The organism is Amnibacterium sp. (assembly GCF_051956055.1).
Classification (GTDB): domain Bacteria; phylum Actinomycetota; class Actinomycetes; order Actinomycetales; family Microbacteriaceae; genus Amnibacterium.
In genome coordinates this window covers 17,371-43,760 of the sequence record NZ_JBQCGC010000090.1, presented here as the reverse complement: position 1 = coordinate 43,760, position 26,390 = coordinate 17,371, and the positions used below count along the sequence as shown (strand labels likewise).

The window sequence follows — 26,390 nt, the reverse complement described above, 5'->3', positions numbered from 1 at the left end:
TTGCTGGGCCTCTGCCCTTTCGGCGTTCCGGATAAACGCGCCGGGCGGGCCCGATGATCCTCATCGACGAAGGGAGCGGCGTCACTCGAGCGCGTCGGCGAGCTTCGCCTCGACCTCCGCCTGGTCGACGATGTTGTCGATCACGATCACCTGCGCGTAGGTGCGGCCGATCTCCGCGACCTTCTCGCTCGTGGCGAGCACGACCTGGGCGTCCTCGGCGAGCGCCGCGACGTGCGCCGCGTCCGTCGCAGTGACGGTCGCCTCGATGCCGAGCCGCTGGAGGGCGCGGACCGCGGTCACCCGGAGGATCTCGCTCGTCCCGATGCCCGCGCCGCACACGGTGAGGATCTGCACCGCCATCGCTAGTCGATCGCCTCGAACCCGGCCGTGATCCGGTCGGCGAGGTCCTCCCGGTCCTCGAGCGGCAGGAAGGCGGCCTCCGCGGCGTTCAGCTGGAAGGTGAGCAGGTCGTCGAGGTCGTAGTCGAACGCCTCGGTGAGCAGCGCGAGCTCGCGGGACAGCGTCGTGCCGCTCATCAGCCGGTTGTCCGTGTTCACGGTGACCCGGAAGCCGAGCTGGTAGAGGAGGTCGAAGGGGTGGTCCTCCAGCGCCTCGCCCCACGTCGCGATCGCGCCCGTCTGCAGGTTCGACGACGGGGCGAGCTCGAGCGGGATCTGCCGGTCGCGGATCCACCTGGCCAGCCGGCCGACGGTCACGTAGGAGCGGTCGGCGTCCTCGCGCTCGACCACGAGGTCCTCGGCGATCCGCACCCCGTGCCCGAGCCGGAGCGCCCGGCCGTCGAAGAGCGCGGAGCGGATCGAGTCGAGCCCGTCCGCCTCCCCCGCGTGCACGGTCGCCGGGAACTGGTGCTCGGCGAGGTAGTCGAACGCGACCCGGTGCCGGGAGGGAGGGAAGCCCGCCTCCGCGCCCGCGATGTCGAAGCCGACGACCCCGCGGTCGCGGTGGCGCACGGCGAGCTCGGCGATCTCGAGTCCCCGGTCGGCGTGCCGCATCGCGGTGACGAGCTGCCCGACCTGGATGCTCCGGCCCCGCTGACGGACGAGGTCGACGCCCGCGTCGAGTCCGCGCTGCACGGCCTCGACCGCACCGTCGAGGGTGAGCCCGCCCTGCAGGTGCTGCTCGGGCGCCCAGCGGACCTCCCCGTAGATCACGCCGTCGTCGTCGAGGTCCAGCACGAACTCGCGGGCGATCCGCTCGAGGTTCGGGGCGGTCTGCATCACCCCGGTGGTGACCGCGAAGGTGGTCAGGTACTCGACCAGGGAGCCGGAGTCGGCCCGGTCGCGGAACCACGCACCGAGCGCCTCCGGCGTGTCCGCCTCGAGGGCGATACCCGCCTCGTCCGCCAGCTCGAGCACCGTCGCGGGGCGAAGGCCGCCGTCCAGGTGGTCGTGCAGCGAGACCTTCGGCAGACTCGCCGCGTCCACGTCCCCCCAGAGGAGCCACCCCGCCACCGGCTCAGCGTACCCCGGCGCCGAGCGCGTTCATTTCGAAGGGGATCCTGTCGCGCGGGGCACCAGGACCCCCTTCGAAATGCAGTGGCGGACTCAGGCGATGCGTGCGGCGATGAGGGGCTCGCGGGGCACCTCCGTGCCGGCTGGCGCGATCGACATGGCGCCCTCGAGCGCTTCGAGGGCCCGCGGGATGCGATCGGCATCGTCCGTGAGCAGGGTCGCGAGCGGCTGCCCCGCGCGCACCGCGTCGCCGGGCTTCGCGTGGAGGCGGACCCCCGCGGCGTGCTGCACCGGGTCCCCCTGCCTGGCGCGGCCGGCCCCGAGGCGCCACGCCGCGACGCCGACGGCCTTTGCGTCCTGCGTGGCGAGCACGCCGTCCGTCTCGGCGAGCACCTGCTGGGACTCGGCCGCGACGGGCAGCGGCGCGTCGGGGTCGCCGCCCTGCGCGCGGATCATCCGCCGCCAGACGTCCATCGCGCGCCCGTCGTCGAGCGCCGCCGCAGGGTCCGCGTCCGCGACCCCCGCGAGCGCCAGCATCTCCGCCGCGAGTGCGACGGTGAGCGCTCGCACGTCGGCAGGACCGCCGCCGGCGAGCACCTCGACGCTCTCCTCCACCTCGATCGCGTTGCCCGCGGTCAGTCCGAGCGGCACCGACATGTCGGTGAGCAGCGCGACCGTCGCGACCCCCGCGTCTCGGCCCAGCTCCACCATCGTGCGGGCGAGCTCCTCGGCCTGCGCGCGGGCGGGCAGGAACGCACCGGAGCCGAACTTCACATCGAGCACCAGGGAGGCGGTGCCCTCCGCGATCTTCTTCGACATGATGCTCGACGCGATGAGCGGGATCGCCTCCACGGTGCCCGTCGTGTCGCGCAGCGCGTAGAGCCGCTTGTCCGCGGGCGCGAGGTCCGCACCCGCCGCGCAGATCGCCGCGCCGACATCGGCGAGCTGCGCCCGCAGCGCCTCCGGGCTCAGGTCTGGCCGCCAGCCGGGGATCGACTCGAGCTTGTCGAGCGTGCCGCCGGTGTGGCCCAGGCCGCGGCCCGACAGCTGCGGGACGGCGACCCCGAACACGGCGACGAGCGGCGCGAGCGGCAGGGTGATCTTGTCCCCCACCCCGCCGGTGGAGTGCTTGTCGACCGTCGGCCTGCCGAGGCCCGCGAAGGACATGCGCTCGCCCGAGTCGATCATGGCGAGGGTGAGGTCGCGGATCTCCCGCCGGTCCATGCCGTTCAGCAGCACCGCCATGGCCCACGCGGCCATCTGCTCGTCCGCGACCACGCCGCGGGTGAAGGCGTCGACGAGCCAGCGGATCCGCGCGGTGTCGAGGGTGCCACCGTCGCGCTTGACGGCGATCACGTCCACGGCGTCGAAGGGTTCCCGGGCTGCGCTCATCCCGGCAACGCTACGGGGTCAGCCCGAGTAGCGGGCCACGGGGCGCACGGTCATGAACGCCGGCCCGGACACGCACGCGACCGCGCTCGAGTCCTGCACGAAGTACGCGCGGGTGGAGTGCGGCGGGTACACGCGGTAGCCGTCGCCCCGCTTCACGGTGCACCCCTGGAGCGGACCACCGTTCGTGCCGATGTTCACCACCTGCAGCGGCGCCGCGACCGTCTGCCCGACCGCGAGGGTGAGCGTCGACACCCCGGTCTGCACGCGCGTGGCCGGCTCGCCCAGCTGCGTGCCGTCGCCGTCGCCCACCACCGACACGCCTGGGGTGCCGCGCAGCGCGCAGGGGGTGCCGCCGGTGTTCGTGAACAGGACGTCGAAGAACTCGCTGCCGGCCGCCCCGCCACCGGAGGCGGTCACGACGCTGACCCCGATGTCGGTGCACTGGTTCGCCGGTCGGCCGGGGTCCGCCGCGGCCGTGCTCGTCGCCGGCTCGGGTGTGGCAGGAAGCGTCCGGGTCACGGTCGCCGTCGGTGCCGGCGCGGCCGTCGACGGGGCGACGGTCACGGTCGGGGAGGCGGTGGGCCGGCTGGCCTGCGACCCGCACGCCGTGAGCATCAGCACCGACGCGGCCGCGACCGCCGCTCCCCCCAGGACCCGCATGCCCGGCACGCTAACGATCGCCGCTGACAGCCGGAGCCGCGGCGCCGGGCAGCGCGCCCGCCACCACCTCGCCCCGGCAGACGACGGCGACGACGCGCTCCGGCCGGAGGGCCGCGAGGTCCTCCCACGGCCGCCCCTCGACGAGCACGAGGTCGGCCTTGGCGCGGGGTGCGATGCGGCCGAGATCCGGGCGGCCGATCGCGGCGGCGGCGCGCGAGGTCGCGGCGGCGAGCGCCCGCTCGGCGGACCAGCCGAGCACCGCCGCCATCCTGGCCACCTCCTCCGCCTCCTCGCCGAACCCGACGTGGAAGCCGTTCGCGTCGGTGCCGAGCACGAGCTCGACGCCGGCGTCCGCTGCGGCCCGCAGGCGCGCGTCGCGCTCGATCACGAGCTCCCGCGCCTTCCGCGCCTGCTCCTCCGACGCACCGCGCCCTGCGGCGATGCGGTCGTTGATGAGCAGCGTGGGCGCGAGGGTGATGCCGGCCCGCGCGATCAGTACGGCCTGATCCGCGGTGACGAGCGTGCCGTGCTCGATGGAGTCGACGCCCTCCTCGATCGCGACGTCGATGCCCGCCTCGGTGTGCGCGTGGGCCGCGACCCGCATCCCGAGGGCGTGCGCCTCGTCGACGATCGCGGCGACCTCGGCGCGGGTGTGGTTGCGCCAGGCGGGACGGTCCCCGACGGAGAGCACGCCTCCGCTCGTCGCGATCTTGATGCCGTCCGCGCCGGCCCGCGCCCAGTGGCGGACCAGGCGCCGGCACTCGTCCGGGCCGTCCGCGACCGGCGGCCGGTCCACGATCGCCGGCGGCGTGAACAGGTCGGCGTGGCCGCCGGTCATGCCCACCATGCCGTGGGCGACCAGCCGCGGCCCCGGCACGACGCCGGCGTCGAGCGCGCGCCGGAGGGAGAACTGCACGTCGTCCGCGGCGAGGTCCCTCACGGTCGTGACCCCGGCGGCGAGCGCGCGCCTGGCGTTCGCGAGGCCGTGGAGCACCCGCTCCTCCGCCCGGGTGGTGAGCGGCCAGGTGAGGAAGTCGCCGCGCGCGCCCGTCGACTCCCCGATGAGGTGGACGTGCGTGTCGATCAGCCCGGGGATCGCGGTCAGCCGGGCGGGTGCCGACGAGGGCTCGACGGCCGCGATCACCCCGTCGGCGCCGTCCCGCGCGAACCGGATGGTCGACGGGCCGCGATGCGCGGTCCCGTCCCAGACGTCGATCCCGTCGAGCACGTCGAGCACCGCCCCACCCTAGAAGTGCAGCGGGGCGCCTCCGGTACCCGCCCTCCTAGGCTCGAGGGGTGACCGTCGACCTGATCGTCTCCGATGCGACCGTGCTCACCCGTACCGAGCCCGCCGAGGCCGGCTACCCCGACGACCCGGCGCGGCGCCGCGCGACCGCCGAGCTGCTCGAGCACCACGACCTCGGCGTGGCCGACGGCGCGATCGCGTGGGTCCGGCCGACCGGGTCGACGCCGGAGGAGGAGCGCGCCGGCGCCCGCGTGATCGACGGCCGCGGCCGGGTCGCGATCCCGGGCCTGATCAACTGCCACACCCACTCGGCGATGACGATGTTCCGCGGCTCCGCGGAGGACGTGCCGGTCCACTCCTGGTTCAACGACCACATCTGGCCGATGGAGGTGAACCTCACCCCGCACGACGTGGCGCTCGGCGCACGCCTCGCGATCGGCGAGATGCTGCTGGCGGGCGTGACCACGTTCGCCGACCACTACTTCTCGATGGACGAGATCGCGAAGGAGGTGCTGGCGAGCGGGGCCCGCGCCGTCCTCGCCCCGACCTACTTCTCCTCGGAGGGGCCCGCCGGGCTCGACCGGTCCGCGGCGTTCGCGGCCGAGTGGCACGGTGCCGCCGACGGGCGCATCACGGCGATGATGGGCCCGCACGCGGTGTACACGGTCGACGACGCCGACCTCGCGCGCACGGCGCGCGTCGCCACCGAGCTCGGCGTCCGCACCCACCTCCACGCCGCGGAGGGCATGTTCCAGACCGAGTCGAGCCTCGCGAACCGCGGGGTGACGCCGATGCAGGTGCTGCACGACGCCGGGCTGCTCGAGTCCGGCGTGCTGATCGCGCACGGCGCGGGCATCACCCCGGAGGACGTGCAGTGGCTCGCGCCGGTCGCGGACCGGATCGGCGTCGGCGCCTGCGACAAGGTCTACCTGAAGCACGCGCAGCAGAGCACCACGCCCGTGCGCCTCCTCCACGACGCCGGGGTGCCGGTCGGGATCGGCACCGACGGCCCCGCCTCCGGCAACACGCTCAGCGTGCTCGAGAGCATGCGGCTCCTGTCGCTCGTGGAGAAGCAGAAGGAGGCGGACGCGACCTGGCTGACGAGCGCCCACGCGCTCGACATGGCGACGCGGCAGAGCGCGCTGACGGTGGGGCTCGGCGACCGGATCGGCGCGCTGCTCCCCGGCCGCCGCGCGGACATCGCGCTGATCGCGCTCGACGGCCCGCACCTGCAGCCGCTCCACGACCTCGCCGCGGCGCTCGTCCTCAGCGTGCAGGAGGCGGACGTGCGCACGGTGCTCGTCGACGGGAGGGTGCTCGTCGACGAGGGCCGGCTGACGACGATCGACGTGCAGGAGGCGATCGACGGCCTGACCCGGCGGATCCCGCAGCTGCGCGATCGCTCCCACGGCCGCCGCATCCAGGACTACGCCCCGTGAGGCTCGACGCCGCGACGGCGACCGCGCCCCAGGTCGTCTCGCACCTCCGGGCGGGGCGCGGCATCGCCGTGCTCCCGGTCGGGGCGCTCGAGCAGCACGGGCCGCACCTGCCGCTGTCGACCGACACGCTCACCGCCGAAGCCGTCGCCGAGCGGCTCGCGGACGCGCTCGACGCGCTCCTCCTGCCCGCGATCGGCTACGGCGCGACCTGGAACATGTCCGGCTACCGCGGCACGGTCACGCTGCGGCCGGAGACGGTCGAGGCGCTCGCCGTGGACATCGGCACGGGCATCGAAGCGGCCGGTGCGCGGCTGCTCGTGGTCGTGAACGGCGACTGGGGCAATCGCGAACCGCTGGCCCGCGCCGCGGCGGCGCTCGCGCTCCCGACGCTCGTGCTGAACCACCCGGGCCTCGACGAGGCCGCCGAGCGGGTGCGCGAGTCCCGGCCGGCCGCGCCCGGCCTGATGCACGCCGAGGAGATCGAGACGTCGCTCGTGCTCGCGATCGCGCCGGAGACCGTGCAGGGGGCGGCGGAGCCGGTGTACCCGGACTTCCCTCCGGAGTTCGGCGTCGTGCCCATGCGGATGCACGGCTTCAGCCCGACGGGCGTGTTCGGCGACCCGCGACCGGCGACGGCCGAGAAGGGCGCGGCGCTGCTCGACGCGGTCGTCGCCGCGTCCCTCGAGACGATCGCGGCGTTCCCTTCGTCTATCAGGAGATCCGGCGCCGAGGCGCGCAGATCTCCTGATCGACGAAGGCGGGTCAGCCCTTCACGTAGGGGCGCCCCGCCGCGGCCGGCCCGCGGACCCGGCCGACGAGTCCGGCGACCGCGATGATCGTCACCACGTACGGCAGCGTGAGCAGGATGTCGGAGGGGACGGGGCTCCCGACGATGCCGAGGATGTTCGCCACCTGGCTCGCGAATCCGAACAGCAGGCCCGCGGCGGAGGCGCGCAGCGGGTCCCAGCGGCCGAAGATCACGGCCGCGAGCGCGATGTAGCCCGCGCCGGAGGTGATGTTCTGGGTGAACGACCCGACGGACCCGAGGGTGAAGTACGCGCCGCCGAGACCGACGATCGCCCCCGCGAGCGCGACGTTCCAGAACCGGGTGCGCGACACGTCGATCCCGACCGTGTCGGCGGCCTGGGGGTGCTCGCCGACCGCGCGGAGGCGCAGGCCCCAGCGCGTGCGGGTCAGCCCGATCCAGACCACGACGACCGCGATGATCATGAGGTAGGTGACGACCGACTGGTCGAACAGCACCGCCCCGACGATCGGAATGAGCGACAGGCCCGGGATCGGCAGGTTCGAGAACGTCGGCGGCGCGTTCAGGGTGCTCGACGCGGGCACGAGCACGGTCTCGTAGAGGAACGTGGTGAGGCCGAGCACCAGCACGTTCAGCACCACGCCGACGATCACCTGGTTCACGACGTACTTGATCGCGAGCGCGGCCAGCACGAAGGACACGAGCACGCCCGCGATGACGGCGCCGACGAGGCCGACCACGAGGTTGTGGGTGATGGAGGCGAGGATCGCGGAGACGAACGCGCCGGCGAGCAGCTGGCCCTCGATCGCGATGTTCACCACCCCGACGCGCTCGGAGAGCACGCCGCCGAGCGCGCCGAAGATGAGCGGCGCGGCGAGCGCGAGCGAGCCGGTGAGGAGGCCGACGATCGGCAGTCGCTGCCCGGCGGTCGCCCAGGCGAGGAACCCGATCACGAGCAGCAGCGCGAAGACCACGACGTACCAGCGGGGGACGCCGCCGCGGCGCTGGAGCGGCACGGAGCCGAGCGCCAGGAGCACCGCGACGATCGAGAGCACCAGCCCGGTCTGGCGCACCGGCAGGTGCACGTCGGGGAGCGCGACCGTGCCGGTCTGGGTGAACGAGAACGTGGAGACGCCGTCCCGGGCGAAGACGACGAGGAGCAGCAGCGCGAGTACGGCGAACACGCCGAGCGCGATCGGCGTCTTCCAGCCGCGTCCGCGCCGCACGACCGGCTCGGCGACCGCGGCGCTCACGCTGCGGCCTTCCGGGCGCCGGGCTGCGGGAGGCGGAAGATCGCCCGCACCAGCGGTGGCGCCGCGATGAACAGCACGATCACCGACTGCACGACCTGCACCGCGTTGATGTCCACGTTCTGCGCCGCCTGCATGGTGTAGCCGCCCGCCTGGAACACGCCGAAGAGGATCCCGGCCCAGAACACGCCCCACGGCCGCGACCGGCCGAGCAGCGCGACCGTGATCGCGTTGAAGCCGATGCCCGCGTCGACGCCGCTCGTGAAGCCGGTCGTCGTCGTGCCGAGCACCTGGTAGACGCCCGCGAAGCCGACGAGCACGCCGGAGATGATCATCGCCGCGGTGAACACCCGGTTGACCTCGATGCCCGCGACGCGCGCCGCCCTGGGGTTCTCCCCCACGGCGCGCATCTTGAACCCGATGCTCGACCTGGAGAGCAGCCACGAGCACGCGAACGTGCCGAGGATCACCAGGAGGAAGCCGACGTTCACGTGGTACTCGGCCGGCAGGAGGGGGAAGAACACCGAGCTCGGGTGCTCGGCCGGGCTGATCGGGTTCCCCGATCCCGGCGCCCGCAGCAGCGGGGTCTGCAGCGCGAAGTCGAGCAGGTAGTAGACGACGTAGTTGAGCATGATCGTGACGATCACCTCGTTCGCGCCGGTCCGCGCCTTGAGGACGCCGACGAGGCCCGCGAGCACGCCGCCGCCGAGGAGGCCGAACAGGACCGCGACGAGCATCGTCACGACCGGCGGCCCGTCCCAGGTGAACCCGACGAAGCCGGCGAACGCGGCGCCCATGAGCACCTGGCCCTGGCCGCCGATGTTGAAGACGCCGGCACGGAAGCCCACGGCGATGCCGAGCCCGGCGGCGATGAGCGGCGTCGCGAAGCCGATGGCGTGCCCGAACGACTGGAGCGCGACGAGCGGGTTCGCCTGCGTGAAGTCGTAGACGCCGCCCTGGAACAGCGCCGCGTACGCGCCGCCGACGCTCGACCCGATCGCCGACAGCATGTCCGTCGGCCGGGCGAAGAAGTAGCCGGCCGTCGTCTGCACCGTCGGGTTGGTCGCCGCGATGAGCACCGCCCCGACCACGAGCGCGATGACGACCGCGAGGATCGTCGTCAGCGCGCTGCCGTCGCGGATCGCGATCAGCGCGACCGCGAAGCGGCTGCGCGGCTGTGCGGGTGTGGCCGCACGCTCCTCCGGCGGCACCTGGTCGGGGTCGATCCCGCCGCCGGCGAGCCCGGTGTCTCCGACGGGCACGGCGCCGGCGGCGCCCTGCGGCTCTCGGAGGGTCATGCCGCGGTCCGCACGTCGTCGGGCAGCTCGCCCGCCATCATGAGACCGAGGACGTCGCGGGAGGTGTCACCGGGCACGATGCCCACGATCCGGCCGCGGTACATCACCGCGATCCGGTCGGCGAGCGCGACCACCTCGTCGAGCTCGGTGGAGATCACGATCACGGGCACCCCTTCGTCGCGCGTGGCCACGATGCGCTCGTGGACGAACTCGATCGAGCCGACGTCCAGGCCGCGCGTCGGCTGCGCCGCGACGAACAGCCGCAGCGAGCGGGACAGCTCCCTGGCGAGCACGACCTTCTGCTGGTTGCCGCCGGAGAGCCGGCCGACGTGGGTGTCGATGCCCTGCGCCCGCACGTCGAACTCCCGCACGGTCGCGGTCGCGAACGTCTCGAGCTCACGCCGCTGGACCGCGCCGCGCTTCACGAAGGGAGCGCCGTCGGAGCGGTCCAGCATGAGGTTCTCGGCGATCGAGAACTCCGCGACGAGGGCGTCCTCCTGCCGGTCCTCCGGCACGAAGCCGACCCCGGCGTCGAGCACGCGCCGCACCGGAAGGCCCGTCAGGACCTTGCCGTCCAGCGTGACCGTGCCGCGCACGTCCTCCTGCAGCCCGAGCAGCGCCTCCGTCAGCTCCGTCTGACCGTTGCCCTGCACGCCCGCGATCGCCAGGATCTCGCCGCGCCGGACCGTGAACGCGACGTCGTCGACGACGACCCGCCCGTTCGCGTCGAGCACCGTCAGACCCTCGACCGCGAGTCCCGTCTCGCCGCCGGCCGAGGGGGTGCGCTGCACGGTGAGCTCGACGCTGCGGCCCACCATGAGGGAGGCGAGCTCGGCGTTGGAGGCGGTGGGCTCCGCCTCCCCGACGACCTTGCCGAGTCGCACGACCGTGATCCGGTCGGCGACCTCGCGGACCTCGCGGAGCTTGTGCGTGATGAAGACGATCGCGGTGCCCGCGTCCTTGAGCTGGCGCATGATCGCCATCAGCTCGTCGGTCTCCTGCGGCGTCAGCACCGCCGTGGGCTCGTCGAACACGAGCACCTTCGCGTCGCGGGAGAGCGCCTTGACGATCTCGACGCGCTGCTGCACCCCGACCGGCAGGTCCTCGACGACGGCGTCGGGATCCAGGTCGAAGCCGAAGCGGGAGGAGATCTCCTGCACCCGGGCACGGGCGGCGGGCAGGTCGAGGAACCCGCCCTTCGTCTGCTCGTGACCGAGCATGACGTTCTCGGCCACCGTGAACACGGGGACGAGCATGAAGTGCTGGTGCACCATCCCGATGCCGGCGCGCATCGCGTCGCCGGGCCCGGAGAAGTGCTGCACGGCTCCGTCGAGCCGGATCTCCCCCGCGTCCGCCCGGAGGAGGCCGTAGAGGATGTTCATCAGGGTGGACTTGCCTGCGCCGTTCTCACCGAGCAGGCAGTGGATCTCCCCCGGTTCGACCGTCAGGTCGATCGAGTCGTTCGCGGTGAGCGCGCCGAAGCGCTTCGTGATGCCGTGCAGTTCGAGCCGCACCGGGTCCTCCTTCCGGGCCGCGCCGGACGCGGCGCCGGGTCCGCCCTCCGTGTGCGGAGGACGGACCCGGTACCGATGGTGCTAGAACTTCGACGGCGAGTCGACCGTGATCGAACCGCTCTCGATGCCCGACTGGATGGTCTGCAGCTCGCCGGACAGGGACGACGGCACCTTCGACGTGAAGTCGTGGAAGGGCGACAGGCCCACGCCGCCGTTCTTCAGCGTGCCGATGTAGGTGCTGTTGTCGAAGGTCTTCTCCTTCGCCGCCTGCAGGACGGAGTCGCGGGCGGCGACGTCGACCTTCTTCAGGATCGACGTGAGCATCAGCGACTTGACGCTCGGGTCGGTCAGGTAGATGTCCGCGTCGACGCCCTCGAGGACGGCCTTGCTGTTCGACCCGGTGATCGCCTTCGCCGCGCCCTGGTACAGGGAGCCGGCGACCGGGATCACGACGTTCGCGCCCTGGTCGAGGAAGCCGGAGGTGAGCTGCTTCGCCTTGTTCTGGTCGGTGAAGTTGCCGACGAACGAGCCGTTCTGCTTCGCGACGTCCCAGCCGAGCATGCCGACCTTCGCGTGCTTCTGCTGGTTGTAGTACGCGACGCCGTCGGCGATGCCGTCCATGTAGATGGTGACGGTCGGGTACTTCGCGCCGCCCCAGGTCGCGACCTTCGGGCTGCTGGACACGCTCGCGGCGTAAGCGGCGGCCGCGTACCCGCCGAGGAAGGCGGCCTCGGACGTCTGGAAGACGACGTCCTTGACGTTCGGCAGCTTCAGCGAGTTGTCGTCGATCATCACGTAGTCGATCTTCGGGTTCGCCTTCGCGGACGCGGAGAGCGCCGCCGGGAACTGGAAGCCCGCCGCGACGATCGCGTTGCAGTGCTGCGCGACGAGGCTCGAGAACGCGGGCGCGTAGTCGGTGGAGCTCTGCGACTGCACCTTGCGGACGGACGAGCCGATCTGCTTCGCGGCCGCCTGGACGCCCTCGAGCGAGAGCTGGTTGAACGAGTGGTCGTTGAAGCCGCCCACGTCGCCGACCACGCAGGGCAGGAAGCTCGAGGTCGTGGCGCTGGTCGTCGCGCTCGGCGCGCTTCCGCAGGCGGTGAGCAGGGCGACCGAGCCGAGCGCCGCCACGGCGCCGAGCCCGATCCGCTTGGTGAGCGAGTGCAAAGAGAGACCCTCCGTCAGGTGGTGAGCTGCCGCGGAGCGGGTGCATGCTCAGCGGGCTGTCGGTCAATGTAGATGACGACGTGTTACGGCCGCGGGTCGGTGCCCTCGCGCGAGCGGATGGTTATCGATCCGAGACCCACGGAAGCGGGGGTGCGGCGGCGGTCAGTCCTCCGGTCGCCGCTCGGCGTACTCCACCAGCTGGCGCGGCCCGAACGCGTCCGGCAGCACCTGGTCGATGGTCCGGAGGCCGGACACCGTCTCCAGGAGCATGCCGGGCGCGGCATGCTCGACGAGCAGCTGGCGGCAGCGCCCGCAGGGCATGAGCACCCGGCCGTCGCCGTCGACGCACGCGAACGCCGTGAGCAGACCGCCTCCGGTCATGATCAGCTCCGACACCATCGAGCACTCGGCGCAGAGCGTCACCCCGTATGAGGCGTTCTCGATGTTGCAGCCGGAGACGACGCGGCCGTCGTCGACGAGCGCCGCCGCGCCGACCGGGAAGCCGGAGTAGGGCACGTAGGCCCGCTCCATGGCGGCACGCGCCGCGTCCCGCAACCTGCCCCAGTCGATCTCCGCCATGCGCCCATCCTCCCGCCTCCGCCGCCGGCCGCACCCCACTTGCAGGCCGGTGCATTTCGAAGGGGTTTCTGCGGCGCTCCGCGCGGCAGAAACCCCTTCGAAATGAACGGGCTACAGGACGTCGGTGCGGCCCGAGAGCTTCAGGGCGTCGACCACGCTCTTGACCCGCTGCGCGTGCTCGCTCGTCGTCACGAGCAGCGCGTCCTCCGTGTCGACCACGACGATGTTCTCGACACCGATCAGGGTGATCAGCCGCTCGCGGTCGGTGACGACGATGCCGCTCGACGAGTCGGCGAGGACCCGCGCGTGCTCGCCGAGGATCGCGAGGTCGCTCCCCCGGCCGCCCGACTGGAGCTTCGCGATGGAGGCGAAGTCGCCCACGTCGTCCCAGGGGAACTCCCCCACGACGACCGCGAGCCGTCCCGCCGCGGCGGCGGGCTCGGCCACCGAGTAGTCGATGGCGATCTTCTCGAGCCGCGGCCACTCCTCGTCGACCACGGCACCGCGGTCCGGGGTGTCCCATGCGGCCGCGAGGCGGCGGAGCCCGGCGACCAGCTTCGGCTTCGTCTTGGCCATCTCGTCGAGCAGCACGTCGGCCCGGGCGATGAACATGCCCGCGTTCCAGAGGTAGCGCCCGGACTCGACGTAGTCCCGCGCCGTGGGCAGGTCCGGCTTCTCGACGAAGCGGCTCACGGCGTAGGTCGCGGTCGTGCCGGCGACCGGCAGCCGCTCGCCGCCCTCGATGTAGCCGAAGCCGATCGCCGGCTCGGTCGGGAGGATGCCGATCGTCGCGATGTAGCCCGCGTCGGCCGCGGCGACGGCCTCCACCACGGCCTGGCGGAAGCGGCGCTGGTCGCCGATGACGTGATCCGCGGCGAACGACCCGATGATGACCCCGGGCTCGCGCTGCTCGAGGATCGCCGCCGCGAGCCCGATGGCCGCGGACGAGTCCTTGCCCTCGCTCTCGAGCACCACGTTCCGGTCCTCGAGCTTCGGCAGCTGCTCCTCGACCGCGGCGCGGTGCGCGCGCCCGCAGACCACCATGACGCGGCCGTCGCCGGCGATCGGCGCGAGCCGGTCCCACGTCTCCTTCAGCAGGGTCTGCCCCGACCCGGTGAGGTCGTGGAGGAACTTCGGCGCATCCGCGCGGGACAGCGGCCACAGCCGTGAGCCGATCCCCCCTGCGGGGATCACGGCGTAGAAGCGCTCGACCGCCTCCGGCTCCGTGCCACGTCCGGCCCAGCGCATCGTCCCGTCGGTCATGGCGTCACTGTAACCAGCCCGCTGATCGCGGAGCCGGTGGCTGCCCCGTCGATCCAGGGCGTACCGGAGTGCGGAACGGCGAGTAGTCTTGGACGGAACGGCTCGGAGGCAGCACGCCCCCGTTCCTCACGGGGGGCGCCCCCGCGCCGCACGTAGGATCGGAGCCGTTCGGACTTCCACGAGAGGCAGCGGGGAACGATGGTGTCACTGAGGCCGGCGCCCGCGACGGAGCGCGTCGCCAAGCCGAGAGCATTCGCAGGGACCGTGTACCGCGGCCACGAGGGCATGTGGTCCTGGGTGCTGCACCGCATCACCGGGGTGGCGATCTTCTTCTTCCTGCTGGTGCACGTGCTCGACACGGCGCTCGTGCGGCTCTCCCCGCAGACCTACAACGGGGTCATCGCGACGTACAAGAACCCGATCATGGGGCTCGGCGAGCTGGTGCTCGTCGCCGCGATCGTGTTCCACGCGTTCAACGGGCTGCGGATCATCCTCATCGACTTCTGGAGCGTCGGCACCAAGCACCAGCGGGCGATGTTCTGGATCGTCGTCGCGCTCTGGGTGATCGTGATGGCCGGGTTCGCGCCCCGCCAGTTCCTCACGATCGTGAGCGAGGTGCAGGGCTGATGGCGACCACGCTCCCCGCGCCCCGCGCCGCCCGGCCGCGCCGCAACCTCGAGAAGTGGGGCTGGATCTACATGCGCGCCTCCGGCGTCGTGCTGGTCGTGCTGATCTTCGGCCACCTCTTCATCAACCTCGTCGCCGGCCAGGGCGTGAAGCAGATCGACTTCGCCTTCATCGCCGGCAAGTGGGCGAACCCGTTCTGGCAGGTCTGGGACGGCCTGATGCTGTGGCTCGCCCTCATCCACGGCGGCAACGGCATGCGCACCATCACGAACGACTACGTGACGAACCCGACCGCGAACCGCCTCCTGAAGGGCGCCATCCTCGTGGCGGTCGCCCTCCTGATCCTCCTGGGAACCCTGGTGATCACGACCTTCGACCCCTGCCCGCCGAACGCGGCCCCCGGCACGCTCGACACCTCGCTCTGCCAGGCGCTCGGCCGGTGAACGCGTCCGTGAACGACCGCAGGGAGAACCCGACCGGGCCGATCCGCCGCGTCGCGGAGCGCATCGCGCACCGCGCCGCGGAGGCTGTCGCGCCACCGAAGCGCGCCTCCGAGACCATGGGCTGGACGGACGACGGCCCCGACGAGCGCGAGATCGACGGGATCCTCTACCACCGGCACGACGTCGTCATCGTCGGCGCGGGCGGCGCGGGCATGCGCGCCGCGATCGAGGCCGGCCCGAAGGCGAAGACCGCCGTCATCACGAAGCTCTACCCCACGCGGTCCCACACGGGCGCGGCGCAGGGCGGCATGGCCGCCGCGCTCGCGAACGTGGAGGAGGACAGCTGGGAGTGGCACACCTTCGACACCGTCAAGGGCGGCGACTACCTCGTCGACCAGGACGCCGCCGAGATCCTCGCGAAGGAGGCCATCGACGCGGTCATCGACCTCGAGAACATGGGCCTGCCCTTCAACCGGACCCCCGAGGGGAAGATCGACCAGCGCCGGTTCGGCGGCCACACCGCCGACCACGGCAAGAGCCCGGTGCGCCGCGCCTGCTACGCCGCCGACCGCACCGGCCACATGATCCTGCAGACGCTGTACCAGAACTGCGTCAAGCACGGCATCGACTTCTACAACGAGTACTACGCGCTCGACCTGGCGATGACCGACGTGGAGGAGAACGGGCGGATCGTCTCCCGCCCCTCCGGCGTCGTCGCGTACGAGCTCGCGACGGGCCGCATCCACGTCTTCCAGGCGAAGTCGATCGTCTTCGCGACCGGCGGCTTCGGGAAGATCTACAAGACGACGTCGAACGCCCACACGCTCACCGGTGACGGCGTCGGCATCATCTGGCGCAAGGGCCTGCCGCTCGAGGACATGGAGTTCTTCCAGTTCCACCCGACCGGGCTCGCGAAGCTCGGCATCCTCCTCACCGAGGGGGCCCGCGGCGAGGGCGCGATCCTCCGCAACGCCTCGGGCGAGCGGTTCATGGAGCGCTACGCGCCGACGATCAAGGACCTCGCTCCGCGCGACATCGTGTCCCGCTGCATGGTGCAGGAGGTCGCTGAGGGCCGCGGCGCGGGTCCGCTCAAGGACTACGTGCTCCTCGACTGCACCCACCTGGGCGCGGAGGTGCTCGAGACGAAGCTCCCGGACATCACCGAGTTCGCGCGCACCTACCTCGGCGTCGACCCGGTCGTCGAGCCGGTGCCCGTGATGCCGACCGCCCACTACGCGATGGGCGGCATCCCGACCAACGTGAAGGCGGAGGTGCTCTCCGACAACGACACGGTCGTGCCCGGCCTCTACGCGGCCGGCGAGTGCGCGTGCGTGTCCGTGCACGGCTCGAACCGGCTCGGCACCAACTCGCTCCTCGACATCAACGTGTTCGGCAAGCGAGCGGGCAACAACGCGGTCGACTACGCACGGACCGCGCGGTTCGTGCCGCTGCCGAAGGACCCGGCGAAGGCCGTCCGCGACCTCGTCGAGCAGCTGCGCACCTCCACCGGCACCGAGCGCATCGCGGACCTCCGCAAGGAGCTGCAGGACAACATGGACGCGTCCGCGCAGGTGTTCCGCACGGACGAATCCCTGGCGAAGGTGACGGAGACGATCCACGGTCTGCGCGAGCGGTACCGGAACATCGGCATCCAGGACAAGGGCAAGCGGTTCAACACCGACCTGCTGGAGGCGATCGAGCTGGGCTTCCTGCTCGACCTGGCGGAGGTCGTCGTCTACTCGGCCAGGAACCGCAAGGAGAGCCGCGGCGGCCACATGCGCGACGACTTCCCGAAGCGCGATGACGCGAACTACATGAAGCACACGATGGCGTACCTCACCGGCGACCCGCACTCGTCGAACGCCGCCGACCACATCAAGCTCGACTGGAAGCCCGTCGTCGTGACGCGCTACCAGCCGATGGAGCGGAAGTACTGATGACGATCACGACCCTTCCCGGTGTCACCGACGCGGTGATGAACCCCGCGGTGAAGCGCCGGCCCGCCGAGGGCTTCACGACGATCACGCTCATCATCCGCCGGTTCGACCCGGAGGTGGACACCGAGCCGCGCTGGGTGGACTACGACGTGGACACCCTCCCGACCGACCGCATCCTGGACGCGTTGCACAAGATCAAGTGGGAGCAGGACGGCTCGCTGACCTTCCGCCGCTCCTGCGCGCACGGGGTCTGCGGCTCCGACGCGATGCGCATCAACGGGCGCAACCGGCTCGCGTGCAAGACGCTCGTGAAGGACCTCGACACCTCGAAGCCCATCTACGTGGAGGCGATCAAGGGCCTGCCGCTCGAGAAGGACCTCGTCGTCGACATGGAGCCGTTCTTCGCCTCCTACCGCGCCGTGCAGCCCTTCCTCCAGGCCTCGACGCCCCCGCCGAACGGCCGCGAGCGGCTGCAGTCCGCCGCGGACCGCGAGCGCTTCGACGACACCACCAAATGCATCCTCTGCGCGGCGTGCACGTCGTCGTGCCCGGTGTTCTGGACGGACGGCCAGTACTTCGGGCCTGCCGCGATCGTGAACGCGCACCGGTTCATCTTCGACTCGCGCGACGAGGCGGCGGAGGTGCGGCTCGACATCCTCAACGACAAGGAGGGCGTGTGGCGCTGCCGCACGACCTTCAACTGCTCGGAGGCGTGCCCGCGCGGCATCCAGATCACGAAGGCGATCAGCGAGGTGAAGGCGGCGACGATCCGGCGGCCCGACAAGGTCAAGATCGCCTGACGACTTCCCCGCACCGCGGGGTCGCGGACGTGGACGGCGCCCTGCAGCGGGCATGACCGTCCCACCGACCCGCCGCGTGGCGGCTGGGTCGGACCGTCCTGCCCTCCGTACGGTGACGGGGCCGTGTCTCCCGACTCCTCCCGCCCTCGACGCCGCGTCCGCCTCGCGGTCGCGGCGGGCGCGCTCGGCCTCGTGACGGCGGTGACCGCGCTCGCCTCGGTCGCTCCGGCCACCGCGGCTCCCGGCTCGGGCTCCCCCTCCCCCGTCGCCCCGGGGTCGAGCCTCTCGGTGGTGCTCGCGAAGGGCACCGTGCTCACGCTGCCCGCGCACGACGGCCTCCGCGACCGCGCCACCGCGCAGGTCCGCTCCGGTTCACCGGGACGCGTCACCGTCGACGCGGTCCGCGGCCGGACGACGGTGCACCTCGCCACCGCCGTGCCCCTCGAGGCCTCCGCGACGGACTGGTCCCGCGCCGTCACGATCCCGGTGGCGAAGCTCAGCCGCGGCACCTGGCGGATCCGGGCGGAGCGCACCACCGATCACGCCGTGAGCGCGCGTTCCCGCACGTTCGCCGTCGGCTCGGGTGCGGCCGTGCACGTGGCCGTCCGCCCCGCCGAGCGCACGCTCTACCCGTACCGGGACGGCCTCCTGGACACCGCCGCGATCACGGTCGTCGCGAAGGACGAGACCGGCGCGGTCGTGCCCGTCACCGGGTCGATCCGGATCGACGCGGGGAGGGCCCACGTGACGCGCTCGCTCGGGAGGGCGGGCGCCGCGGTGCTGCCGATCACCTCGCTCCCCCTCGGTCCCGCGGTGGTCCACGCCACCGTCACCGGGCCGACCGGGCCGAAGGCCGTCCGCACCACCACGATCACGCTGGCCCCGACGGGGGTCGGCCGGCTCGCGGTCACGCGGTCCTCCGGCACGGTGGAGCCCGTCGTCGACGGACGCCTCGACTCGGTCGTGCTCACCACGACGGGCACCGCGTCCGCCGGCTCGCCCGCGAGGGTCTCCGGCACGCTCACGGTGACGAAGGGGCGCACGGTCGCGGCGCGGTGGAGCGTCCGGGACGGCAGGAAGCGGTCCTTCACCTGGAACGGCCGGGTCGGCGGGAGGATCGTGCCGGGCACCTACCGCGCGACCCTGACCCTCAAGGGGCCCCAGGGGGCCGCACGGACGGCGTCGACGACCCTCCGGGTCTCCACGTCGCACCTCCCGTACACGGTCCGGAACCTCATCACCGTCGCGGCGGGCAACCAGCAGGGCCTCGCGATCCGGGACGGTCACTTCGTCGTCGGCTACGACATCGGGAACGGGCAGACCCGGCTCGACGTCTACGACCGCACGGGCAAGCGGACGGCATCCCTCGGCCCCCTCCCGATCCCGCACATGGCCGAGCTCGCCTACTCCGCCACGACCGGCATGCTCTACGCGGCGACGGGAGGCGCGACCACCCCGTCGAAGGTGGTGGTCATCGACCCGCTCGACCCGCAGTGGACCGCGCAGCCGCAGACCGACCCGTCGGCGGCGATCCGCGCGACGTACGACTACTCCTCGACGCTCGGCGACAACGCGATGGTCGCGGTCGACGACGCCGCCGGCCGGCTGCTCGTGTTCTCCGGCGCGACCGGCCACTACGCCGTCAGCACCGTCGCCCTCACCGACGGCCCGGTGCCGGCCGGGACGATCATCTCCACGACGCCGATCGCGATCACGGGCGTGCCACAGGGCATCGACCTCGTCGGCGGCCAGCTCTGGATCTACACGAGCATCCCGGGTCGCCGGGTCAACCACATCGAGAAGTACGACCCCACCACGGACGCGCTCCTCCCCGCGGCCGCGACCCCCTCCGCCGACCTGTACTGGGGCGGCGAGGGCGAGGGGATGGCCACGGTCGCCGACTCCGCCGCGGGCGAGGGGCTCCCCGCCGGGGTGTACCTGGGTGCGCACGACCCGAACCGGTCCAAGCCGAACCACATCGGCGTGCTCGTCCCGGTCACCGCCCGCTGACCCGCTTCCCCACGGGTTTTGCTCACGCTTCTGGACGCGCGATCGGCGATCGCGCGTCCAGAAGCGTGAGCAAAGAGGGGGGTCAGGCGGAGGCGGGGACCTTCGCCGCCGCGGCGGCCGCGGCCCGTGCGGCGGCGGCGCTCGGCGCCTTGAGCGCGGCGGCCGCGCGGGCCTTCGCCTCGTCGAGCGTCACCGGGAGCAGCTCCGCCCGCACGTCCGCGAGCGCCGCGGGCGTCATCGAGAGGCTCTTGGCGCCCAGCCCGACGAGCACGACGGCGAGCGCGGGATCCGCCGCGGCCTCCCCGCAGATACCGACGCTCTTGCCCGCGGCGGCGCCGGCCCTGCCGACCTCCGCCACCAGCCTGAGCACCGCCGGGTGCCAGGGGTCCTGGAACGTCGCCACGGTGCCGAGCAGCCGGTCCGCGGCGAGCGTGTACTGGGTCAGGTCGTTCGTGCCGATGGACACGAAGTCGGCCGACTCCAGGATCTGCGAGGCGAGCAGCGCGGCGGACGGCACCTCCACCATCACGCCGGGGGTCGCGATGCCGAGCTCGCGTGCGAGCGCGGTGAAGTACTCGGACTCCTCCGGCTCGGACACCATCGGCGCCATCACCCAGAGGTCCGCCTCGGTCTCGGCCGCCGCCTCGGCGAGTGCGGTGAGCTGCTCCCGGAGGATGTCCTCGTGCACGCGGAGCACCCGCAGCCCCCGGAGGCCGAGGGCCGGGTTCTCCTCCTCGCTGTCGTTGAGGAACGACAGGGGCTTGTCCGCACCGGCGTCGAGCGCGCGCACGACCACCTTCTTGCCCGGGAACGCCTTCAGGACCGCGGCGTACTGCTCCTTCTGCTGCTGCACGGTCGGCGCCGACTTCGAGTCGAGGAACAGGAACTCGGTGCGGAACAGGCCCACGCCCTCCGCGCCGAGCTCGACGGCCTTCGCCGCGTCCTTCGCGCCGCCGATGTTGGCGAGCAGCTGCACCTTCGTGCCGTCGGCGAGCGCGCCCGGGGTGATCGGCGCGTTCGCCGCAGCCTTGCGCTCCTCGATCGTGCGGAGCGCGGCAGCGACGGTCTCCTCCGACGGGTCGACCTCGACCGTGCCCGCGCCCGCGTCGACGACCACGGTCTGGCCGTCGCGCAGCGTGTCGGCGTCGCTGACGCCCACGATCGCAGGGATGGAGCGGGCCCTGGCGAGGATCGCGGTGTGCGACGTCGGACCGCCGTCGCGCGTGATCAGCGCGAGGACCTTGTCGAGGTCGAGCAGCGCCGTGTCCGCCGGAGCGAGGTCGCGGGCGACGAGCACGAACGGCACGTCGGAGTCCGGCACGCCGGGCGCCGGGACGCCGGTGAGCCGGGCGATGACCCGCTGCGCGACGTCGCCGAGGTCGGCGGCGCGCTCCGCCATGTAGCCACCGAGCCCCACCAGCATGACCTGGAACTCGAGGAAGGCCTCGTGCACCGCGCGCGGCCCGGTGCGGCCGTTGCCGATCCTGGCGATCACGTCGTCGACCAGCGTCGGGTCCTCCGCCATCAGCGCCTGCGCGTCGAGCACGTTCTTCGCGTCGCCGCCCGCTCTGGCGCCCCGCTCCGTGAGCTCCGCGGCGACCTGCTGGAGCGCGCTCCTGGTGCGGGCGACCTCCGCGTCCTTGTCCGCGGGCGTCTCCGCCTCAGGAGGTTCGGGCAGCGGGTCCGGCATGCGCCGGATCGGGCCCGTCGCGAGCGCCCTGCCGACGCCGATCCCGTTCAACCGCATGCCCGTCTCCTTCGCCGTGGCCCTGTCGGACAGTCGATCAGTGTAGGACCGGGGTTGTCGAGGACAACCTCGAGACGGCCACCCGTGCGCACCCGGCTCCCACCCGCCGCTCAGCGGACGCTCGGTATCGTCCCGCCGTGAGCGACGCCGGCGAGGATCAGGGCGTCCGAGACGAGAGCGCTCCGGTGCGCGCCTCGGGTGCGCGCCCCGACGCACCGCGGCCGCAGACCGGGATCGCCGGACTCATCGAACGGATCCTCGCGCTGCGTCCCGTCCGGGTCTTCCTCCACTACGCGGGCGACAACGGGCCGCTGATCGCCTCCGGGATGACCTACCAGGCGTTCTTCGCGCTCGCAGGAGCGCTCTGGCTCGGCTTCGCGCTGCTCGGGTTCGCGCTCCAGGGGAACGCCGTGCTGCAGTCGGAGGTGTTCGGCTCGATCAACCGGTTCCTGCCCGGGCTGATCGGCTACCACGGCGTGAACGGGGCGGTCGACAGCGGATCGCTGCTCCAGAACGCCACCCTGTCGTGGTCCAGCGCGATCTCGCTCCTGGTCGTGCTGTGGACCGCCGTCGGCTTCCTCGGCACGCTGCGCACGGCGATCCGGATCATGTTCGGACTGCCCAACGAGCAGGGGAACTTTTACCTCCTGAAGCTCCGCGACCTGGCCTACACGATCGCGTTCGGGGCCGTCGTGCTGCTCACCGCCGCGATCACGGTCGCCAGCAACGCCGCCCTTGGCCTCGTGCTCGGGCTGCTCGGGCTGCCCCAGGCCGGGCTCGCGCAGCAGGTCGCCACCGCGGCCGTCGCGCTCGTGCTGCTCGCGGCGATCGACTCCGTGCTCCTCGCGGCCGCGTTCCGGATCCTGTCCGGCATCCCGGTGCCGCACCGGAGGCTGTGGGCGGGCGCCACCATCGGCGGCGCGGCGCTCGCGGTGCTGCAGACGCTCGCCTCCACCCTCCTGCACTTCGGGACGAACAACCCCGTCATCAAGGGGTTCGCGGTCCTGGTGGGGCTGCTCGTGTTCTTCAACCTCGTGTGCCAGCTCATCCTGCTGGCCGCGGCCTGGGTCGCTGTCGGCATGCTCGACGCCGGGGTCGACGCCTCGTCGCTGACCACGGCGGAGCGCGAGCAGGACGAGGCTGCCCGCCTCGAGGCCGCGCGGCGGCTCGTCGCCCGCGCGAACCGGGACGCGCTCGAGGACCGGCTGCGCGCCGCGCGAGGACTCGCCCGGTGGCGGCTCTCCCGGGAGCTGCAGCGCGAGGTGCGGGCGGAGGCGCGGCGGCGCGAGGAGGTGCCGTCGACCTCCGAGTACCGGCGGGCCCAGCGCCGCACCGGCGACCCGGACCCCGACGAGCGCCAGGTGCAGCGGGCGGCGGATTGACCGGGTGGCGGCCCGCCTAGGCTGGACGGCATGGCGCAGCAGACCTTGCGACTCGCGACGGTGAACGTCAACGGCGTCCGTGCCGCCTTCCGCAAGGGCATGGGCGCGTGGCTCGACGGACGCGGGGTCGACATCCTGGCGCTGCAGGAGGTGCGCGCCTCCACCGACGACCTGGAGCAGCTGCTCGGCCCGGAGTGGAACGTGCTGCACGACGCCGCGACGGCGAAGGGCCGCGCGGGCGTCGCCATCGCGTCGAGGGGCAAGGCGGACATCCACCGCGTCACCATCGGGGACGAGGAGTTCGACACCGCGGGCCGGTGGCTCGAGGCCGACTACGCCGTCGGGGACGAGATCCTGACCGTCGTGTCCGCCTACGTCCACTCAGGCGAGGCGGGCACCCCGAAGCAGGACGACAAGTACCGCTTCCTCACGAGCATGGAGGCGCGGATGCCGGAGCTCGTCGCGCACAACCCGCTCGCGGTCATCGTCGGCGACCTGAACGTCGCCCACCGCACGCTCGACATCAAGAACTGGAAGGGCAACCTGAAGAACGCGGGCTTCCTCCCGGAGGAGCGGGCCTACTGGGACCGGTTCGTCGGCGCCGAGGGCGAGGCGGACTACAACGCGGGCGCCGGGCTCGGCTGGGTCGACGTCGGGCGGCGCGCCGCCGGCGAGGTCGCCGGGCCGTACACCTGGTGGTCGTGGCGCGGCCAGACCTTCGCGAACGACGCGGGGTGGCGCATCGACTACCACCTCGCCTCGCCTGGGCTCGCCGAGCGGGTCGTCGCGTGCACGGTGGACCGGGCGGCGACCCGGGACGAGCGATGGTCGGACCACACGCCCGTGGTCGTCGACTACCGCATCGGCTGAACGCCGCCCCCTCCCGCATCCCCTGATCTCCGACGAAAGCGCCCAATGAGCGACAAGCCCCGGATCTTCTCCGGCATCCAGCCCTCCGCCGACTCCCTCCACATCGGCAACTACATCGGCGCCCTGCTGCAGTGGAAGGCGATGCAGGACGACTTCGACGCGATCTTCTGCATCGTCGACCTGCACGCGATCACCGTGCCGCAGGACCCCAAGGCGCTCCGCGACGCGACCCGCACGCTCGCCGTGCAGTACATTGCCGCCGGGATCGACCCGGAGCGCTCCACGATGTTCGTGCAGTCGCAGGTGCCCGCCCACGCGCAGCTCGCGTGGATCCTGAACGGGATCACGGGGTTCGGCGAGGCGGGCCGGATGACGCAGTTCAAGGACAAGTCGGCGCGGCAGGGCGCGGACGCGGCGAGCGTCGGCCTGTTCACTTACCCGGTGCTGATGGCCGCGGACATCCTCCTGTACGACGCCGAGTTCGTGCCCGTCGGCGACGACCAGAAGCAGCACGTCGAGCTCGCCCGCGACCTCGCGCAGCGGTTCAACAGCCGCTTCGGGCGCACGTTCACCGTGCCGCAGCCGCAGATCCAGAAGGAGACCGCGCGGATCTACGACCTGCAGACGCCCACCGCGAAGATGAGCAAGTCCGCGGCGACCGACTCCGGCATCGTCTGGATGCTCGACGAGCCGACGGCGATCGCGAAGAAGATCCGATCCGCCGTGACCGACACCGGCAGGGAGGTGCGGTTCGACCGCGGCGAGAAGCCCGGGGTCTCCAACCTCCTGGCGATCCTGTCCGCGTTCCGCGGCGAGCCGATCGCGGCGCTCGAGGCGGAGTACGAGGGCCGCGGCTACGGCGACTTCAAGCGCGACGTCGCCGACGCGGTCGTCGCCGCGTTCGCGCCCATCCGGGAGCGCACGCTCGAGCTGCAGGCCGACCCGGCCGAGGTCGACCGGATCCTGACGCGCAGCGCGGAACGCGCCCATGGGCTCGCCGCCGCGAAGCTCGCCGAGATCCACGAGAAGGTCGGCCTCTACCCGTCCCTCTGACCCCGTTTCGTCGTTCAGGAGATCCGGGCCCCCCGCGCGAGAAACTCCTGAACGACGAGGATTGCGAGCGCTGAGCACATGACCTCCACGGCCGACATCGCGATCATCGGCGGCGGCATCGCCGGGCTGTCGCTCGCCGCGGCGATCGGGGGCCGCGCCTCCGTCGTCGTGCTCGAGGCGGAGTCGCGGCTGTTCCACCACACCTCGAGCCGCTCCGCCGAGCAGATGCAGCCGACCTACGGTCCGGCGCCCGTGCGCGCGCTCACCACCGCGTCGATCCCGATGGTCGACCGCCGGGCCGAGCGCGCGGGCGCCTCCGTGTACACGCCCCGCCCGCTGCTCTGGCTGCACTACGACGAGGGCCCTTCGCACTTCGAGGACCTGCTCGCCACCGTGCCCGGCCTCGCACGGATCGGGGCGGACGAAGCCGTGCGCCGGCTCCCGGCCCTCCGTCGGGAGCCGCTCGTCGACGCGGGCATCGACATGAGCGCCGTCGAGGTCGACGTCCCGGTGCTGCTCTCCTGGTACCTGTCAGACGCGGTGGAGGCCGGCGCGGTCGTGCGCACCGACGCGCAGGTCACCGCGGCCCAGCGGGTCGGCGACGTCTGGCGGCTCACCGCGGGGTCCGACACCGTCGAAGCACCCGTGATCGTCGACGCGGCGGGCGCCTGGGTGGACGCGGTGGCGCGCACCGCAGGCGTGCGACCGCGCGGGCTGACGCCCAAGCGACGGACCGTCGCCGTCGCGCGCTCGGCCCGCCCCATCGACCCGACGTGGCCGATGGCGTCCGACGTCGCCGATCGCTTCTACTTCCGGCCGCGTGGGGAGGCGATGCTCGCCTGCGCGCTCGAGGACGAGGTGAGCGAACCGGAGGACGCGCAGCCGAGACCCGACGTCGTCGAGACGATCCTCGAGCGGGTGAACGCGGTCACGGATCTCGGGCTGGCCGCGCCGCAGACCACCTGGACCGGACTGCGCACCCTCGCCCGCGACGCCGTGCCCGTCGTCGGGTTCGACGACGAGGCGCCCGGGTTCTACTGGCTCGCGGGGCAGGGCGGCTACGGCATCCAGACCTCGGCGGCCCTCGCGCAGCTCGTCGCGGCCGACCTCCTCGGCGCACCCCACGCCGTCGCGGGGCTCGAGGGCGTCCAGGAGGCGCTGTCCCCCGCACGGTTCTCCTCCTGACGAGGAGGCTCCGGAGGAGCGACCCCTGCGCCCGGGCCCGAGAGGAGCCCGCACCGGCGGTATGATCCGCCCAAGCAACAACGTGCTCCGGGGTCGGTGGAAGTCCGAACCGGCGGTCAAAGTCCGCGAACCCGTTCCGCCCGCGAGGGCGGTGCGGGCCGATCCGGTGGAACTCCGGAACCGACAGTCACAGTCTGGATGGGAGAAGCACGAGGGTGGTCCGCGCGCGGCCGCCCCGCGGCGACGTCCCGCGACCCCCGGAGCACCCGGACGAGGACAGGGACACGTGG

Annotated in this window: 23 protein-coding genes and 1 riboswitch; of the genes, 11 read left to right on the top strand and 12 right to left on the bottom strand. The window is 72.6% G+C overall.

Going from position 1 to position 26,390, the window contains the following annotated elements:
- Positions 1–81: 81 nt before the first annotated feature.
- From ACTHLI_RS13140 to ACTHLI_RS13120, 5 genes are all read right to left on the bottom strand, one after another.
- A complete protein-coding gene (locus tag ACTHLI_RS13140; protein ID WP_440184435.1) occupies positions 82–360 on the bottom strand; it encodes a PTS sugar transporter subunit IIB in 279 nt (92 codons plus the stop codon).
- Between the two features lie 2 nt (positions 361–362).
- Complete coding sequence (locus ACTHLI_RS13135) at positions 363–1,472, bottom strand: adenosine deaminase (RefSeq protein ID WP_440184433.1); 1,110 nt, start codon at positions 1,470–1,472, stop codon at positions 363–365.
- 93 nt (positions 1,473–1,565) lie between these two features.
- Entirely contained in the window at positions 1,566–2,864 is a 1,299-nt protein-coding gene (locus ACTHLI_RS13130; protein WP_440184431.1) for a thymidine phosphorylase, read from the bottom strand.
- A gap of 18 nt (positions 2,865–2,882) precedes the next feature.
- Positions 2,883–3,524, bottom strand: coding sequence for a DUF4232 domain-containing protein (locus ACTHLI_RS13125; protein ID WP_440184429.1), 642 nt, complete (start codon positions 3,522–3,524; stop codon positions 2,883–2,885).
- A gap of 10 nt (positions 3,525–3,534) precedes the next feature.
- The gene (locus tag ACTHLI_RS13120) at positions 3,535–4,761 is read right to left on the bottom strand and encodes an amidohydrolase family protein (RefSeq protein ID WP_440184426.1); all 1,227 of its coding nucleotides are present in this window, start codon (positions 4,759–4,761) and stop codon (positions 3,535–3,537) included.
- Positions 4,762–4,820: 59 nt separating this feature from the next.
- On the opposite strand from ACTHLI_RS13120, the gene ACTHLI_RS13115 reads away from it, so the two are divergent.
- Both ACTHLI_RS13115 and ACTHLI_RS13110 read left to right on the top strand, forming a co-directional pair.
- Positions 4,821–6,209, top strand: a complete 1,389-nt coding sequence (locus tag ACTHLI_RS13115) for an amidohydrolase (protein WP_440184424.1) — start codon at positions 4,821–4,823, stop codon at positions 6,207–6,209.
- The gene (locus ACTHLI_RS13110) at positions 6,206–7,045 is read left to right on the top strand and encodes a creatininase family protein (protein WP_440184421.1); all 840 of its coding nucleotides are present in this window, start codon (positions 6,206–6,208) and stop codon (positions 7,043–7,045) included. Before ACTHLI_RS13115 ends, ACTHLI_RS13110 begins: the two co-directional genes overlap by 4 nt.
- On the opposite strand, the gene ACTHLI_RS13105 is transcribed toward ACTHLI_RS13110, so the two are convergent.
- The 6 genes from ACTHLI_RS13105 to ACTHLI_RS13080 form a co-directional block, all read right to left on the bottom strand.
- Positions 6,972–8,228, bottom strand: a complete 1,257-nt coding sequence (locus ACTHLI_RS13105) for an ABC transporter permease (protein WP_440184418.1) — start codon at positions 8,226–8,228, stop codon at positions 6,972–6,974. The genes ACTHLI_RS13110 and ACTHLI_RS13105 overlap by 74 nt on opposite strands.
- Positions 8,225–9,523 carry an ABC transporter permease gene (locus ACTHLI_RS13100; RefSeq protein ID WP_440184415.1) on the bottom strand — a complete coding sequence of 433 codons (1,299 nt, stop codon included), beginning with the start codon at positions 9,521–9,523 and terminating at the stop codon, positions 8,225–8,227. The genes ACTHLI_RS13105 and ACTHLI_RS13100 overlap by 4 nt, the downstream gene beginning before the upstream one ends.
- The gene (locus ACTHLI_RS13095; protein WP_440184412.1) at positions 9,520–11,037 is read right to left on the bottom strand and encodes an ABC transporter ATP-binding protein; all 1,518 of its coding nucleotides are present in this window, start codon (positions 11,035–11,037) and stop codon (positions 9,520–9,522) included. The genes ACTHLI_RS13100 and ACTHLI_RS13095 overlap by 4 nt, the downstream gene beginning before the upstream one ends.
- Positions 11,038–11,118: 81 nt before the next feature.
- Positions 11,119–12,204, bottom strand: a complete 1,086-nt coding sequence (locus tag ACTHLI_RS13090) for a BMP family lipoprotein (RefSeq protein ID WP_440184408.1) — start codon at positions 12,202–12,204, stop codon at positions 11,119–11,121.
- Positions 12,205–12,366: 162 nt separating this feature from the next.
- Positions 12,367–12,783 (bottom strand): cytidine deaminase, encoded by a 417-nt coding sequence (locus tag ACTHLI_RS13085; RefSeq protein WP_440184405.1) that lies wholly within the window; start codon positions 12,781–12,783, stop codon positions 12,367–12,369.
- 111 nt (positions 12,784–12,894) lie between these two features.
- The gene (locus ACTHLI_RS13080; RefSeq protein WP_440184403.1) at positions 12,895–14,046 is read right to left on the bottom strand and encodes a mannose-1-phosphate guanylyltransferase; all 1,152 of its coding nucleotides are present in this window, start codon (positions 14,044–14,046) and stop codon (positions 12,895–12,897) included.
- A 198-nt stretch (positions 14,047–14,244) separates the two neighbouring features.
- Between ACTHLI_RS13080 and sdhC the strand changes: the two genes are divergently transcribed.
- The 5 genes from sdhC (at position 14,245) to ACTHLI_RS13055 (ending at position 19,863) form a co-directional block, all read left to right on the top strand.
- Complete coding sequence (sdhC, locus tag ACTHLI_RS13075; protein WP_440184400.1) at positions 14,245–14,673, top strand: succinate dehydrogenase, cytochrome b556 subunit; 429 nt, start codon at positions 14,245–14,247, stop codon at positions 14,671–14,673.
- Positions 14,673–15,116 (top strand): succinate dehydrogenase hydrophobic membrane anchor subunit, encoded by a 444-nt coding sequence (locus ACTHLI_RS13070; RefSeq protein WP_440184397.1) that lies wholly within the window; start codon positions 14,673–14,675, stop codon positions 15,114–15,116. Before sdhC ends, ACTHLI_RS13070 begins: the two co-directional genes overlap by 1 nt.
- A 116-nt stretch (positions 15,117–15,232) precedes the next feature.
- Positions 15,233–17,053 carry a succinate dehydrogenase flavoprotein subunit gene (gene sdhA / locus ACTHLI_RS13065; RefSeq protein ID WP_440184442.1) on the top strand — a complete coding sequence of 607 codons (1,821 nt, stop codon included), beginning with the start codon at positions 15,233–15,235 and terminating at the stop codon, positions 17,051–17,053.
- Positions 17,054–17,091: 38 nt separating this feature from the next.
- Positions 17,092–17,853: a succinate dehydrogenase iron-sulfur subunit gene (locus ACTHLI_RS13060; RefSeq protein WP_440184440.1), complete on the top strand. Its 762-nt coding sequence runs from the start codon at positions 17,092–17,094 to the stop codon at positions 17,851–17,853.
- Positions 17,854–17,976: 123 nt separating this feature from the next.
- Entirely contained in the window at positions 17,977–19,863 is a 1,887-nt protein-coding gene (locus ACTHLI_RS13055; protein ID WP_440184394.1) for a hypothetical protein, read from the top strand.
- Positions 19,864–19,945: 82 nt separating this feature from the next.
- On the opposite strand, the gene ptsP is transcribed toward ACTHLI_RS13055, so the two are convergent.
- Complete coding sequence (ptsP, locus tag ACTHLI_RS13050) at positions 19,946–21,610, bottom strand: phosphoenolpyruvate--protein phosphotransferase (RefSeq protein ID WP_440184391.1); 1,665 nt, start codon at positions 21,608–21,610, stop codon at positions 19,946–19,948.
- Between the two features lie 137 nt (positions 21,611–21,747).
- Here ptsP and ACTHLI_RS13045 point away from each other — a divergent pair, with 137 nt between their 5' ends.
- From ACTHLI_RS13045 to ACTHLI_RS13030, 4 genes are all read left to right on the top strand, one after another.
- Positions 21,748–22,992 carry a YihY/virulence factor BrkB family protein gene (locus tag ACTHLI_RS13045; RefSeq protein WP_440184388.1) on the top strand — a complete coding sequence of 415 codons (1,245 nt, stop codon included), beginning with the start codon at positions 21,748–21,750 and terminating at the stop codon, positions 22,990–22,992.
- A 30-nt stretch (positions 22,993–23,022) separates the two neighbouring features.
- Entirely contained in the window at positions 23,023–23,862 is an 840-nt protein-coding gene (locus tag ACTHLI_RS13040) for an exodeoxyribonuclease III (protein WP_440184385.1), read from the top strand.
- A 45-nt stretch (positions 23,863–23,907) separates the two neighbouring features.
- Positions 23,908–24,915 (top strand): tryptophan--tRNA ligase, encoded by a 1,008-nt coding sequence (gene trpS, locus ACTHLI_RS13035; RefSeq protein ID WP_440184383.1) that lies wholly within the window; start codon positions 23,908–23,910, stop codon positions 24,913–24,915.
- A 78-nt stretch (positions 24,916–24,993) separates the two neighbouring features.
- On the top strand, positions 24,994–26,100 hold the full coding sequence (locus ACTHLI_RS13030; RefSeq protein WP_440184381.1) for an NAD(P)/FAD-dependent oxidoreductase: 1,107 nt from the start codon (positions 24,994–24,996) through the stop codon (positions 26,098–26,100).
- A gap of 79 nt (positions 26,101–26,179) precedes the next feature.
- Positions 26,180–26,314, top strand: a riboswitch (FMN riboswitch).
- The last annotated feature ends 76 nt before the right edge of the window (positions 26,315–26,390 follow it).

Coding starts and splice junctions, on each gene's coding strand:
- ACTHLI_RS13130 (WP_440184431.1), bottom strand. CDS start 2,864: ATGAGCGCAGCCCGGGAACCCTTCGACGCCGTGGACGTGATCGCCGTC.
- ACTHLI_RS13030 (WP_440184381.1), top strand. CDS start 24,994: ATGACCTCCACGGCCGACATCGCGATCATCGGCGGCGGCATCGCCGGG.
- ACTHLI_RS13070 (WP_440184397.1), top strand. CDS start 14,673: ATGGCGACCACGCTCCCCGCGCCCCGCGCCGCCCGGCCGCGCCGCAAC.
- ACTHLI_RS13060 (WP_440184440.1), top strand. CDS start 17,092: ATGAACCCCGCGGTGAAGCGCCGGCCCGCCGAGGGCTTCACGACGATC.
- ACTHLI_RS13125 (WP_440184429.1), bottom strand. CDS start 3,524: ATGCGGGTCCTGGGGGGAGCGGCGGTCGCGGCCGCGTCGGTGCTGATG.
- sdhC (WP_440184400.1), top strand. CDS start 14,245: ATGGTGTCACTGAGGCCGGCGCCCGCGACGGAGCGCGTCGCCAAGCCG.
- sdhA (WP_440184442.1), top strand. CDS start 15,233: ATGGGCTGGACGGACGACGGCCCCGACGAGCGCGAGATCGACGGGATC.
- ACTHLI_RS13080 (WP_440184403.1), bottom strand. CDS start 14,046: ATGACCGACGGGACGATGCGCTGGGCCGGACGTGGCACGGAGCCGGAG.
- ACTHLI_RS13085 (WP_440184405.1), bottom strand. CDS start 12,783: ATGGCGGAGATCGACTGGGGCAGGTTGCGGGACGCGGCGCGTGCCGCC.
- ACTHLI_RS13140 (WP_440184435.1), bottom strand. CDS start 360: ATGGCGGTGCAGATCCTCACCGTGTGCGGCGCGGGCATCGGGACGAGC.
- ptsP (WP_440184391.1), bottom strand. CDS start 21,610: ATGCGGTTGAACGGGATCGGCGTCGGCAGGGCGCTCGCGACGGGCCCG.
- ACTHLI_RS13100 (WP_440184415.1), bottom strand. CDS start 9,523: ATGACCCTCCGAGAGCCGCAGGGCGCCGCCGGCGCCGTGCCCGTCGGA.
- ACTHLI_RS13040 (WP_440184385.1), top strand. CDS start 23,023: ATGGCGCAGCAGACCTTGCGACTCGCGACGGTGAACGTCAACGGCGTC.
- trpS (WP_440184383.1), top strand. CDS start 23,908: ATGAGCGACAAGCCCCGGATCTTCTCCGGCATCCAGCCCTCCGCCGAC.